The sequence below is a fragment of the Winogradskyella aurantiaca genome (genome assembly GCF_003362725.1).
GTDB lineage: Bacteria > Bacteroidota > Bacteroidia > Flavobacteriales > Flavobacteriaceae > Winogradskyella_A > Winogradskyella_A aurantiaca.
On sequence record NZ_QKTV01000007.1, the window covers coordinates 114945 to 130535 of the forward strand.

Sequence of the window (15591 nt, forward strand, 5' to 3'; positions counted from 1 at the left end):
TTATTACTCATGACTCTAGCAGAAGAAAACTACATTAAAGCCATTTTTCATATTGAACAGGAAACTCGTAAAGGCGCAAGCACTTCTGCTATTTCAAAGCACTTAAATACTAGGGCAGCATCAGTATCTGATATGCTCCGAAAGCTTTCAGACAAAAAATTAATTTCTTACGAGAAGTACTATGGAGCGTCATTAACTAAGAAAGGAGTTCAACAAGCGGTAATGATCATAAGGCGACATCGGTTGTGGGAGACTTTTTTAGTTGAAAAATTACATTTTGGCTGGGATGAAGTCCATGAGGTAGCTGAAGACCTTGAGCACATAAAGAACGATCAGTTAATTAAGGCACTTGATGAATTTTTAGGACACCCTAAAGTTGATCCCCATGGAGATCCTATTCCAGATTCTAATGGCCAATGGACCACTGTTGAAAAAAAACTATTATCTGAGTGTCATGAAAATGATGAAGGCTCAATTATCGGTGTAAAAGATTCATCTGCTGATTTTCTTCAATTACTTGATAAACGTGAAATCGCCATAGGATCTCGTTTTGAAATCCAAAGTATAGAAAGTTTTGACGGGTCCATTAACATTTTAATGGATGGAAAGCCAATGCTTCTTACCAATCAATTAGCAAACAACTTATTTGCATCCGTTAGTAACTAGTATTTACTGCGTGATCTTGTACAAGGACAATTACTAATATTACGTAACAGGTTAATACCAATAGTTACCGAATGTGTTCCTGAATTATAACCAGCCAAATCATTTGTGGTAAATTGATAAGCATAAGCAAAGTAGAACCAATCCTTACTTACTCCTAACATTGGACCAATATTAAGCGGTGTAAACAGTTGATCATTTAAAAATCGATATGAGATTCCACCCCAGAAGTAGTTATCGTTTCTCATAAATTTTCGAATCTTAAAGTTTAAATCTGTGGCAGACCTACCATCACTAGCAAAAAGTTGATAGAATATTGAAGGTTCATACTCCACTCCATATTTTTTGTTCGTTCCAAACGTATACCCTGAATACAACTGAACATTTAGCAAGAGATTAGGTTCAAGAACCCTTAAGGCTTCATCAAAATTTTTATCCAAAATATTATTGGCATTAAAACTTAAGAAAAAGGCTTTCCAACGGTATAAAAAACCAGCATCAAAATTGACATTGGTTGTGCTTCTGTTATCAGTCACATAAGGATCTATAACAGGGTTTTCGATGGTTGTATTAAAATTTTCAATGGCAATTCTAAAACTATTTAAGTTCACCGATAATCCTAAAGACAAGTACTGTTCTGTAATTTCGTCAAGTGTCAAGTGGTAGGCATAACTAATTTTACCTCCACTTTGCTTGGTATTACCATTACTATCAGTATAAAGAGAAAGTCCAACTCCCATCTGATTTCCAACTCTAAAATCGCCATAAAAGGCAGAATTATCAGGAGCGCCTTTAATACCAACCCATTGGGTTAGTCCATTAACTCTAATTTTTAAATAATCACCAATACCTGCAAATGTGGGTGACACAACAAAATTATTGTCAGCCAGGTACTGTGTAAATACTGGAAGGTTAAGCTCTTGAGCACTTATTTTTGGTCCGGCTATCAAGAACCCAAGCAATACCAGTGTTTTGGGTTTAAGTAGGTTATTAAACATGGTTCTGGGGTTTTATATTTTATCTGTATAGGGTAAAATGCCCTACAAAATCTCTGTCATCATTACTATCGTTTAAACGGACAACATACCAGTAATCGCCAGTTGGTAACTCTCGACCATCATAAGTACCGTCCCATTTTTGGTTTACATTTAAACTAGCCACTTTACGGCCATATCTATCGAAAATATCAAATTCCAAGTTTTGGTATTGAGAGGCACAACCTGGCCCCCATTCATCTTGAACGTTATCACCATTTGGGGTAAAATAGTTGGGGATACAGATATCTACATACTCAATGGAAATGGTAGCACTCACTTCACAGCCATAACTATCTCTTACCGAAACAGTGTAAACCCCAGATTCATAGACAATAAAGGTATTTGTGCTACCATATGATTCTCCATTTAAGTAATATTCATAAATTCCTGAGCCTCCTTCTACAGAAGCAATTATTTCGTTGGTGTCACCTTCTTCCAATGCTATTTCAAGCGGCATAATTTCGTCAATATTGAAAAACGGTGTGGATTGCACACATCCGTTAGTGTGTCTAATATCTATATATTGATCCCTACCAATTCCAACATTTGTAAATACTGGATCCGTTTGGAAAGGCCCGCCATTAAGTGAAAAATCCAATTCGCTCATGTCTACATTAGAATTCTCAAGAGACACGGTTACGATATTCCCAACTGAATTATTGTCACAATTAATAACCACATCTACTAATGGATTGATAATAGCCGGTTCTGGAAAAGTGATGTTCCATTCTGAGGTACAACCGGCGGCATCCATGACATAGACTAAATGATCACCTCCGGCAAGATCTGTAAAGTCAAATTCTGTTTGGGTGGGAGCCCCAGTAAGGAAAGGGCCATCAGGATTATCGAGACTTACACTGTATGGTAATGAACCACCCGATATTTCAATACTAAATTCTCCGTTTTCATCACCAGAACAAATTTCTGGGAATATTGAATTGGGAACAATCGATAAAATTACAGGCTCTGGATTTACAATAGTTGCATCCAATAGCTCAAAACAACCCAGTTCGTCTTGCACAATAATTTGATAGTCGCCAGGTTCTAAATTATCAAATACCGGCTCATCAAAAAACTGATCTAATTGCGGAGATATGGCATATTTTATAATACCTGTTCCTCCATTAGCTGTAATCTCTATTATACCATCATTTAAACCACTACAAGTAATATTAGAAACATTGGTATTGGCTACTAAAGCATTATCAGGTTCTTGTATATCTACTGGAATTGATACAGTCTGACAATCACCACTAGATACATAAATTTGATAAATGCCTGCTGGCAGTTCTGTAAAGACACCTGGTGCTGCTATAGTACCCGCTGAAATAGCATTTCCTGCGGCATCCTGAAGTTCATAAGTATAGTTACCCAATCCCCCTTCGGCCGTAGCAATGATTGCGCCAGTACTGTCACCTGCGCAATTAACCGCGGAATTAGTGGTATCGAGCACAACCTGAAGCGGCACCAATTCGTCTATTGTAATTTCATTTGATGCACTGGCAACACAACCATTGGCATCACGAACAAAATATTGATAGGTTCCCGGTGTAGCATCAAAACTCACTGAATTTGAAAATGTACCTAGTACATTACTAAAAGAAGCATCATTACTGTACTCATATGTTCCGGTTCCACCTGTAGCACTTAATGTTAACTCAGTGTCTGTAGAACAAGTTTGTCCTCTGGAAACAATTAAATTAGACATCAATTGATTTGGTTGATCAATTACGATATCAATAGATTGATAAACACAATTATAAGCATCTGAAACTAGTACCTGATACGTGCCAGCGGACAGATTTGAGAATACTGGAGTGGTTTGCGGACCTGAAGAACTTATGGTTGGTGACAGCATATTTAGAGTGTAGGAGTAATTGCTCCCCTGACCACCAGTTACATTAGTAATTTCAACAACTCCATTGTCATCGTTATAACATGACAGCAAATTAGAATTTGCCGCCACATCAGCAGATATTGCAGGTGGTACATTTAAAGTTATTTGATCGGTCGCCGTACACCCTTGAGCATCCCTAACCGTAACGGTATAAGTTCCCGATGTTAAATTGCTAAAGGTTCCATTTGCAGAATAAGGCGCAGATACTGGACCAGAAAGTTCATATTCATAGTCTGTTGTTCCACCTGATGCTATTGCCACAATGGTTCCACTATCGTTATAACAGGATACTGAAGAGGTCTCCTGTAAATTTAAAATCACAGCCGATGGTGGAGAACTTATGATTACTGTTTCATTAGTAGAACAGAACGGACTTTGGGTTTCAGTCATTACTACCTGGTAAGTTCCAGCTTCTAATCCTGAAATCAATTGTGGGTTAGTTGTAGTACTCACTGATACTGGACCAAGAATAGAGGCATTACTTGAATCGTATAACTCGTATATATAAGTCCCAGAATACCCAGATACGGACAATTCCAAACTACCATCCAAACCAGCAAAACAACTTACTGGATTAGGATTTAATTGTATAGCAGGGTCTTGAGCTTCAGGCATAACAATTTCCGTAAAGGATGTACAGCCAGTATCCAGATCGTTTATATTGATGGTATAGACTCCAGAAGGCACACCAGAAAACACATTGGCCGAAATTGTTATGGATGGATTTGCTGGACTAATAGTATAACTATAATTCCCACTTCCCCCGTTAGTTGTAACTACTATAATTCCATCATCATTATTACAAGTTGTTCTATTTGTAACTTCAGGAATAAACTCTAATGGCACATCGATATCAATACTTTGAAGATTGGTACACCCATTAGCATCTCTTATTTCAACAGAATGAGAACCTGAATTAAGGTCTGATATAATGTACGGTAATGTTACATTTACAAATGCTCCACTGTCTAAACTTATTTGATATGGACCTACTCCAGAACTTACCAAACTCACTTCAACTTCAAATTCACCGTCATTTACTAAACAATTATCAAGTGTTGTTAGAGCAAATTGGGGTTCTGGATCTGAATTAACAGATTGATTCAATCGAACCTCACAACCATTAGCATCCATCACAACTATATCCCAATCTGTTGAAACCATGGGATCAACTAATAGGGTATTTTGATTACTAAAATCAGCAGGTACAGGACTAAATCCTGGAAGTCCAACAGCATAGTTATAAGGTGCCGTTCCACCATTTGCACTAATAGTTACCAGAGCATCATTTAAACAATTGGCGTTTACAGTACCTGAGACAGCTGCTAATAAGGCTTGTATTGGTTGACGAATAACAAATGGTAATGAAGTGGTACATTGTGTACCATCATCTTCTCTAATCATTAACGTATAGGTTCCAGCGGCTAGTCCACCTAAGGAAGCAGAAATGTTTGATCCTGACAATCCATTTGCAGTGCCTGTTACTGCTGGAACAAGTGATGTATTACTGAGACCATCAAGGATTTCATAGGTAATGCTAGTAACAGAGGGATCATAATTGGTGATTGTAAAATCAACTGCCCCGTCCATACTACCAAAACAACTAACATCAGTAATCGTATTTGCTGAAACATCAATAGGTGATAAGACTGGTGTTGTAACTTCTATAATTGAAAAACAACCTCCAGCATCTTCAACCTGAAATTGATATGTGACACCATGATCTAAACCAGTAAACGTTTGAGTGGTATTAGGGGTTGGCCCAACGGTTGTTGCTGGTTGTCCATAAATCATATAAATAAATGGCCCTACACCAGATACTACTTCTATCTCAACATTGGCACCAGCTATACAGGTTCCAGAGGATGTATTCCCTAATAAGGAGATATTTGGAGGAGTTTCAATTCTAAGAAGGTTACTCAGAAACTCACAACCATTGGCATCAACAATAGAGATATAATAATCACCAAAGTTTAAATTATTGAATGTATGACTTGTATTACTATTATTATTAGAGCTGTTTATTGGATTAAATGCAGCATCTAATATGGTATAATTAAAAGGAGAAACACCACCAGAGTTAATTGTAACATCAATACTGCCAGGTATGTTAGAATTACATTGAATTGGATTACTTACAATGCTCGCATCTATAGGTGTAGGGTTGTTTAATACAATTGAACCACTAGCCTCACATTGGTTGGCATCTCTAACAATATAATTATATGTATTGGCATCTAACCCTGAAAATATATTGGTACTTACAAATGTTGATCCTCCATCTAAACTATACTCAAAAGGCGCTTGACCTGTTAAGGTATTTAAAACAATAACACCATTAGAATCATCAGTACAATTTGGGTCTTGAGCATCAATAGATAAGGTAACCTGTTCTAAAACATCAATCACGACAGTTTGAGTAGTCGCGATGCAACCATTACTATCTGTAATTTCAAACTGATAGGTGCCACTTCCTGAAGACGTATAACTAAAAGTTGATCCTGTAGTTCCTAAATTGGTATATGTCCCACCATTAACTGATACGGCATAAGTATAGGGCGAGGAACCACCAGTAATGGCTCCATCAATCACTGCATCAGGAGAAACTGAACAGTCCAAAGACTTGTTTAAAACACTGCTAGCAGAAAGCTCTGGTAGAGGAAGAATCGTGTAGGATTCTATATATGTACAATCATTAGCATCTCTCACCTGGATGCTGTAAGTTCCTGGAACTAAGCCAGTGAAAATATTTGAAGATTGATAGGAGGTTGCATAACCAGAAGGACTAGTGATCTGGTATTCAAGTGGTGCCACCCCACCTACCGTATTAGTTACGGTTAAGTCAATTGTATTAGACGGACACAGTAATGGACTATTTGAAAACTCCATATCTGTTGGAGGGTCTAACGGGTCAAGAGTAATATCACCAACTATTTGAGCACATCCTGTTGCATCCTGTACCCATACTTCATAGAATCCTGCATTTAAGCCAGAAAATATTGTACCTGCTTGGAAGTTGACACCATCCAAACTATAACTATACGGTGCTGAGCCACCAGAAACAGATGAAACCGAAATAACCCCATCTGTAAGACAACTGTAAGAACTAGTTAAATCAATTGCTGCTGTAATTGGGTCTGGTATACCTATGGTAATAATATCCGTATTGGAATCACAGAATGAACCATCGATACTGGACTGAACAATAACCTCATAATCACCAGCTGAAAGACCCGTAAAAACATTACTATCAACGAAGGTCAAGCCGCCATCAATACTGAACTGAAGCGAATTACCATTAGCGTTAGTAACGTTAATAGAAATGGTTCCTATTGGTGAGCCTGAACAGTCTAAATTTGTCGATGAGATTGTATATTCTGGAGGTAAGATTGGATCAATAGCAATACTCGTTACAGTACTACAGTTATTCGCATCAACTACCTCAACCGAATAAGTTCCAGCTGTAGAAACTTGAATAATAGGGTCTGTTTGAAAATCGCCATTCCCATTGACAAAATAAAAATAAGGAGGCGTTCCGCCTTGTGCATACACAGTTAATTCACCATCCGTACAATTTAAAGGCTCAGTTATGGCCATTGTGGCATCCAATGTAGGTGGTTGAATAATTTCAATATCCTCATTGGCCATACAACCATCCTCAGTTGACACATTAACAGTGTAGATACCGGGTGACAAATTCTGGAATGTATAGTCATTTTCATTGATAGGCCCAACAGAATTAACCAATGTAGCCCCTTGATAAATTGAAAAGAAATACTGCGGTCTTACCTCATTAGCTGCGAGATAAATACTTCCAAAATCGTTATAACATAATGGCTGTTCAACGGTTGAGGACATGCTAAAGTCTTTATCCAAAATCTGAATATCTGGAACGGTAAACACACATGGACTATTAAGCACACCTATTTGTCTGATATAAACCGTATAAAGCCCTGCTACTGAAATTGGGAAAATAGGACTGGATTGGTAAGAAAGTCCATCAAGACTGTATTCATATCCAGAAGGAACTCCCCCTACTGCAATTTCACCTAGTGTGTCACAATAAATATCTCTAGAAGTAGCATTAGGATTCAAAAGGTTTTGATAAACATTGAAGTAAAACTGATTAAAACACCCACCTTCATAATTTAAGGTTAGCCTAAACTGACCTGATGTATCAATTGTAAAATCAGGTCCAGTACCTACTTGATTCCAGGTACAGGCCCCATCTTCATTAGCACATTGAGAATTTAGAACTGCAGGACATGAAGTCTCATCCAACTGCTCCCATATCATTGAGGTTGTATCAGTTATGCCAGTAGCAATTGATCTAATATCGTTAGCACCACAAAGAAAAATATAGGGTAATTCCTTACCATCATTAGGACAAACCACCACCTGATCTGCAAAAGGAATTAAAGGGTTGGTGACACCAGCTCCAAATGTAATGACGTCAAATTCCTGAACAATTGACTGACAAGGAGCGATTGCGGTATTAAACGAATAATATGTTCCTGGACTAGTAACTGTGAATGTTTGACCTGTACCAAGTACAGGGGAGCCTGTGGAACTATTTGACCAACTATAAGAATCATAACCATCTGCTGCTGTAATGGAAACACTATCACCACATAGAATAATTTCTTCACTAAATACACAATCATCAAGATCTGCAAGAAAATTTGTTGCCTGCGGTGATATGAGACATCCCGTATTTGAATTTAAACTTGGATCATCAGTAATCTGAAAGTTTGGATTATAAAAACCATTATAGGTTGCAAATGCTTGGTTATTAATAATATTGGAACAGGCATCTGCTAACTGCTGACAGGTTTCAACCGTTTGCGCTTCAATTCTAATACTGTATAAAGGGTCATTTTCTTCAACTAAAGAATCATCAATAGCAAATATCAATTCTCTCGTTACTGGATTATAGCTTGACACCGTCACACCATCAGGAAGGACAAGATCATTGGGATGATCGTAAATAATATTTATGGGTAGGATATCTCTAATTTGAAAATTAGTGGCATTATCATTTCCAACGTTTTGAAAACTTATAACATAATTTAGGGGTTGATTAAGTCCAACTTCCTGCCCCCCAATATCAGTTCCTGTTTCATCTTCAACGATTTTGGTAAGAACAATATCCGGTTCAATAATATCAACAGCAAAAGCGAAGAAATATGGAAAATAAGTATCACCTTCGGTCTCAAGTGTAATAGTGGCCGAAGTGGCATCATTTGCAATTACGGTATTGCCAGGATTAGGCACAGCAATCACACCAGTATCAAATCCTAAGGTGTTAGCACTGTTGGGGGCTCTATCATCTACAGGTAAGGCACTTAATTGTGTAACCGAACTATTGAAAAAATTGGTCTCTGGTCGATCAGCTGTGGAAAGATTAAGCCCGTTAAGTTTTAGCTGATCTCCCAATATTGGACTATCCCCTTCTAAAGTGGCAAAAGCAAAATTAGCACGCACTGGGGCAGGTGCAGGTACGGTTCTAAACCCATCAACAGGAATATCCAAAGTAGGGTTATTACCTGCCACACTTATGGCACTAAAACCATCAAAACTTGTTATGGACTTTCCTGGTAAAGTTGGATCTTCAAAGACAATGAACAAAGACCATCCCGCTGATTCACCAGTTCCATTATAAGGATCATAGGTAGCTGATTCACCCTGAGCAGAGGACACATTAGCTACTGTATAGGTACCAAGATCATTATTAAATCCTGTAACAATGTTAGTCACATCAGCAAAACAGGCATATGAAAAACTATTTCCCCCATCGACCGAAGATCCATTAGCATCATAAATAACTGTTCCCTGTATGTCAACATAACCTCCCTCAGGCCCTTTAAATTTGATGTCTGTAATAGGTTCATCACCAGGGTTGACGGCACCCCAATATAGTCCGGCATAAATAATCCGATAACAATTTGGATTAGGAATGGTCAAGTCTGCGCTGGACGAACTAAATGTTGAGGCGTCAGTGTCTATATCAATGTATTGCATATCTACATTGTGATTATAAACAGAGAGGTCATTAAAGGCATTATTATCTGGTCCTAAAATGTTGTTACCAATTAAGATAATATCACCTTTTACATCCTGATTAAATCGAGGAGTAAATGGCTCGTAGTTTTGTCCTTTGGCCTGAAAGACAGTTACGAGTAATATTACGAGGCTAATAATAGCCTTAAAAGTAGGTTTGTTCATGGTCGATTTGTTTTTACAATAACAGTTCATTCGGGGCAGAATTACTACGTCATTTGCTTAACTTATTTCATTGATTTATTTTCAATTTTTATCATTGATAAATTCTTATTTAAACTCGTCTCATTATTACCTGCCATTGCTTCATTCGCATCCTTAAGATTTGAAAACTTCTTACTGTATATATAGTACTTACTGGTGTTTACATCATAAAAGAAACTAATATTCTTTTCTCCGCTTTTAATAGCAGCCCTTAGAAATTCGTCTCGTTTGTTCTTATCTGAGTGAACAGCCATAACCAAATAATACCCATCTTCATTGTGCTTGACATCCTTCAATATTTTTATAGTTCCACCGTTGGTTTCACCATAATCCAACGGATCGTTACTATTCGCTTCTAAGTCAATTCTTGTACTCTCTTTAATACGTCTTAGGTCCGCCATATCCTTAGCATAGCGATCCTCTTGATTATCAAAGGCCGCACGCTTAATGCGTCTTTTGCGTTCTATTTCGGTAGCTTGCTTAATTGAATCCAATTCAAACATCAAGGCCTTTTTGACTTCTTCGGCTTTCCTTTTCGATTTTTGAACGATTAAAATTTCATCCAGATAAATCATATTCATCTCATCATCATCTGATGAATATTCCTTCTTGCGCTCATCGTACAATTTTTGAAGCTCGACCAATCGCTGTTCTTGAGCAGCGATGGTTTTATCGATTTCAAATGTTAGCGACTCTAGTTGAGCATTTTGTTCAGAAGTACTTTTAAATGGTTTTGGAGCTTTATATATTCCTTGCTCACTTAAATCGTTTTCTTCTTTTAAATCTGCCAGATCTTGTTTTCTATTATCAACTGTAGCTTCTAATTGAGATAAAAGATTTTCCTGTTCATCTGATATTTGCTTGCTAACAGTTTCCACCTCATTTTTCATTTCATCCGGAGTCATGCCCGGAGCCAAATCAGATTTGGTCTTGCTTTCTTCTGCTTCAGCGGCTAATAGGGCAGCCATGGCTTTTTGCTGACGTTCTACTCTTTCTGCTTTTAACCTTTCTAACCTCTTGGCTTCTTCTGCTTTGGCTATTGCCGCTAAGTCTTGTGCCTCCTGCTCTGCTCTTTGTCTTTCTAGTTCAGCTATTCTTTCCTCCTCTTGTCTTCTTTCTTCGGCCTCAGCAGCAGCAAGAATTGCTAAAGCTTCTTTACGACGCTTTTCTTCATTCTCTTTTAAGCGTGCTAGTCTGGCCGCTTCCTGCGCTGATTCTTCCTCAGCTCTAATTCTGGCCTGTTCTTCGGCCAATCGACGTGCTTCGTCTTTGCGCTTTTCTTCTCTTAATCTGTTTTCCTCAGCTTCCGCTGCTGCTAATGCAGCCAGAGCCTCCTGACGACGTTGTTCTTCAGTAGCTTTCAACTGAGCCAAACGTTGTTCCTCTTCCTCCTTAAGTTGTTTGGCTTTAAGTTTGGCAAGAGCTTCTGCCTCAGCCTTTTCCTTTGCCAGCTCTTCTGCTTTTTGTTTAGCAGCTTCTATTTCCAATTGACGCTGGTTAATAGTGTTTTCTTCAATAGAATCAGTAGTACTGATGGCTGTTGTCGTTAATTCGGTAGTTTCAGTTAAAGCCGCCTCACGTTGTTGTTGGCGTGCTTTAGCCCTTGCCGCTATTCTTGCCCTAGTGGCCTCGTCCGTCTTATGATATTTAACCCGTTTTCGTTCCGGGATAATAGAAGACATTTGCATGTCATCACTGTATGAATAACGATTTTTATTTTTAAAACGATAGGCCAAAGTGATCTCATGAGAACTACCGAGATTTATTGAATTGGTAATTCCATTTTCATAATTATATTCAATAGCAATACCTTTTAAAAGATTTGCACCAATACCAACAGAAATACCATTTTGAGAATGATAACCTAATTGACCCCAGATTCCTTTTGGAACCGTAAGCATCACCAACCCTGAAAGAACTACGTCTGAATTCTTAAATTCGGACCTTACTAGTCCTGAGAATCTTGAGTTGTCAAAGAAGCCTCCACTCTGCAAAAATCCAGTATACATTAAGTGAGCCTGGAGTCCCTGCTCAGGGTCGTCCTCAACTAAGTTTGAATTAGTGAAATTATATAAGGTGTAATTTCTTAAGGTAAGACCCACATCAAGAAATCGAGTACCATAATTAATCGATGGATTAAATGTCATTAGAAAATTGGAGGGAACATTGTTCAATGAAGGATCAGGCAATGTTGAAATAACGTTACCTGTATTAATTCCACTTTGATAAAACGCAAGATTGGCACCAAAGGTCAAATTATTATCATATGACAGTGGAACATTGTATGCGTAATTTAATACACCACCAAATGTTGTTAAAATCCCATAATTTCTTTGGAACAGTGAGATGCCAGCAGCAGATCGTTCATTAATTCGACCGCTGTAACCAAATACATATGAAACTGGTACATTCTCAAACTGCACCCATTCACGCTTATTTGTAAAGCTAAGGGTTTTGTTTTCTTCTCTAACGAACGTAAAAGTTGGACTTAAAGCAAATCTGTTAAAAGTCAAGGAATTTCGTACTGGTAAACTATAAGACACAACACCATCACCTTGGGACCATACAATCCCTGGAATAAATAAAATTATGATGATATGTAATAGCTGTGTTCGCATCTATTTTATAATCGTAATAGTCCCTTTTCTGGACGATTGACCTGTTGGTGTAATAATATAATAATAGACAGGGTTGACCTCTTTAAATTCAATGGGTTCTAAGGGCCAATTATTCTGATAATCATTAGTCTCAAACACAAGTTTTCCCACAGGGTCAAGAATCTGAACCAGTGTATTTGTGCCAGTTGTATATTGCAGAGGAATTATCCAGGTATCATTAACACCGTCACTATTGGGACTAATTAGATTAGGAATGGCATCTACATCTGGAAAGGCCTCCATCACCGTAAATTGAAATTGTTTTGTAGCATTACAATTTTGAGTTTGAGTAATCTCTACGGAATACACCCCTGTTTGGCTTATTTCTATAAATTCTGAAACTTCGTCTAAAATTGGCTCCCCATTTAAAGTCCATTTGAATTCGGGATTAAGAGCATCTGTTGTTACGGTTACCCATATATTCTCATCTTCCTCGAGAACAACAAATTCTTCTGTATCGATTGTAGCATTGAACCCAGAGGCTTCGAGTTCAATTGTAGCATCAGCACTACACTCCCCTAGATTAACATTCACAGAATAGGTGCCTGATCCATCGGTTTCAAAAGTCTGATTTGTTGCATTTGGAATTAAAACTCCATCCTTAAACCATTGGTATTGTTCACCGTTTATGGCGCTAAGAGTAGTCATACCATCAGATGCACAAAATGGGTTACCAAGGCTGGAACTTATTTCAAACTCATTAGAGTTACTGGCTTCGGAAATAGTGACTCGATTTGAGAACGAATCGGAGGTACAAGAACCATAATTAGTTTCAACGAAATAGGTACCTTCCTCTTCAACCAATAATGATTCGCCACTAGCAACAAATACCGCTGACGTATTACTTGTTTCTTTATACCAATTAAACGTAAGGTTTGGATAGTTGAGCGGAGAGTCATTTAAGGGACCACCTGGATTGTCAATTGTTAACAGATAACTTCCATTAGGGCAAAAAACCCCTGTATCTATTAAATTATTGATACTAAAAGGTGAGTCCTGACTCTTATAATAAGCTGCAAATTCTTGAGAATTTGAACTCGTTGCTGCCGGTGAAGTCGACTTAACTCTTACTTTATAATTTTCTCCACCAACATCCTGTGGCAAGGCAAAACTAATATTAGCCGGAGAAGACACAATGGATCCTGGGCTAGAACTGTAAACTTCAATGGCATTATCAAATGATCCTGAGGCATCTGATAATTCCAAAATAAACCGATTGGATGATGAAAGAGCGTTTTCAGGACTAAAGGAAAAGCTAACATTATAGGTATTAAAGTCTGTACTTGCGCAGGCCTGTGTAAAACCAAGTGTCGGTGTACTAATGACCACCTGGGCATTAATGTTAACTATTTCACAAGTAAAAACTAAAAGTACGAGTACAATTTTTATAGCTTTTATCATCTTTCCATTCTTAAAATTTCGACAAGCAGTACCAGCACTTCAACAAATTACTATTGTGAGTGGGCGCTCTGAGCTGCACAAAATCGTTTAATTATCGAGATTCAACAATTCAAAACCTGAAGAGGGCTTAACCAGTTTTGAATATCAGTGTCTGACACTAAATTTGATCTATTAGAAGTTTAATCTCCTATATCGTTTGTTGCCATAATTTGATTGATTCGTAATCTAAAATCTGGACGTTTTCTATTAAATATGTCAATAAAGGTTTCGGTGTCTAATCCTTTGGAATACACATTAAAAAAAGAGGGGTTTCCATACCAGTTTTCCAAATCGTCGTTATTAGCAAAATTTTCTACGAAAATATTTCCGTTGCAATTATTAAAATACATTTCTGAGAACTTTATACGATCCAAACTCTCCTGATTCACTTTCACTTTCTGGTCGAACATAACAGCAGGACTAAATCCTGAAATTACAGTTCTAGTCATATCTAATCCAGCGTTTGAACCAATAAAAATAGCCTCCTTTATAAGGCCCTTTTCAATATCGCCACTTAAATCTTCAGTCTTATTTATAATGGTCAGGTTTGAAGCAACAACATTAGTTCCGGGTTTAGAAAAATCAATTTCAGATTCATTGTCATAGGATATAATACGCATAGATCTTGAGCCACTACTATGTGAAGCATATGGTGATCTAACTGCTAAAGTATTAGACATATCAATCTGGGCACCATAGTTAAAAGCAAAATCTAACTCAGATGATTTATGAGCAACGACATTGTTCATTTCAAACTCACCACCCCATACTTCAAATGCTGTTCCCCCAGAAAAGCTAATCATAACATGATTAACAAGGGTTGTTTTTCCTAGTCCTGCAGCTGTAAAAGAAGGTCTATACAGACCGCGATTTATCCGTGTTCCGGCATATTCAATTCTAACAAATCGGATTATTCCTGAATGACTATATGCATTGGTACCACCAAAGTTTAGGTTAGAGTAATAATCTGGTGATAATTGAGGAAAGAGACCAGCAGCCGACCCATTTCCAAATTTATTGGTTGGAGCATCGCCGAGTATTACTAAACCGCCCCAGTCACCTGGTTTTTTTCGGTTCCTATTTGATGTAAACACAATTGGATCAGTCTCTAATCCATCAGCAACAAGCGTTGCTCCCTTTGCAATGATAAGCGTTCCTTTGGTTTCAAAGTCACCAAGAACCACAGTTCCTGGTTCAATGGATAAAGTAGCATTATTTGTAACAAATACATTACCTACCAATAAATACACATTACGCTTAAAGAGTTTTGTGTCTTTATTAATGGTACCTGTTAGAATTTCAGTGGCCTCTCCATAGTCATTGAGTTTCGGTTGAAATTCAGTCCAATTATTCAACCAATTATTTACTCCAAAGATCCCCTTCTCTTGTTGAGAAAAGGCTGTGGCCATACATAAGCAGTAAATAAGAAAAAAATGAGTAATTGTTTTCATAAGTAGTAATTATAGTTTTAAGAATTGGGGTTCCTGTTAACATTCAGATCAAATATAGGCATAAAAACCTCTAATCGGTATATTTTTTCGTTGTAAGGGATAATTATGTAAGAATAAGAGCACTTATAAAAAATTGATCAAAATTGACCTTTAAGTTATCACTTGTATTTCAAATAGTTAGG

General features: G+C 37.5%; 6 protein-coding genes. 1 reads left to right on the plus strand and 5 read right to left on the minus strand.

The genetic code is table 11. The features are described from left to right. The first annotated feature begins 9 nt into the window (after positions 1 to 9). Entirely contained in the window at positions 10 to 666 is a 657-nt protein-coding gene (locus DN064_RS12065; protein WP_115462916.1) for a metal-dependent transcriptional regulator, read from the plus strand. Here DN064_RS12065 and DN064_RS12070 read toward each other — a convergent pair. The 5 genes from DN064_RS12070 to DN064_RS12090 form a co-directional block, all read right to left on the minus strand. Further along, entirely contained in the window at positions 663 to 1661 is a 999-nt protein-coding gene (locus tag DN064_RS12070) for a PorP/SprF family type IX secretion system membrane protein (protein WP_115462917.1), read from the minus strand. The two genes, DN064_RS12065 and DN064_RS12070, sit on opposite strands and share 4 nt — an antisense overlap. A 19-nt stretch (positions 1662 to 1680) precedes the next feature. After that, positions 1681 to 9822: a T9SS type B sorting domain-containing protein gene (locus DN064_RS12075; RefSeq protein ID WP_115462918.1), complete on the minus strand. Its 8142-nt coding sequence runs from the start codon at positions 9820 to 9822 to the stop codon at positions 1681 to 1683. Between the two features lie 62 nt (positions 9823 to 9884). Next, positions 9885 to 12479 (minus strand): PorP/SprF family type IX secretion system membrane protein, encoded by a 2595-nt coding sequence (locus DN064_RS12080; protein WP_115462919.1) that lies wholly within the window; start codon positions 12477 to 12479, stop codon positions 9885 to 9887. Beyond that, positions 12480 to 13919, minus strand: a complete 1440-nt coding sequence (locus DN064_RS12085) for a T9SS type B sorting domain-containing protein (RefSeq protein WP_115462920.1) — start codon at positions 13917 to 13919, stop codon at positions 12480 to 12482. A 179-nt stretch (positions 13920 to 14098) separates the two neighbouring features. After that, positions 14099 to 15367: a hypothetical protein gene (locus DN064_RS12090; protein WP_232827486.1), complete on the minus strand. Its 1269-nt coding sequence runs from the start codon at positions 15365 to 15367 to the stop codon at positions 14099 to 14101. Between the last annotated feature and the right edge of the window lie 224 nt (positions 15368 to 15591).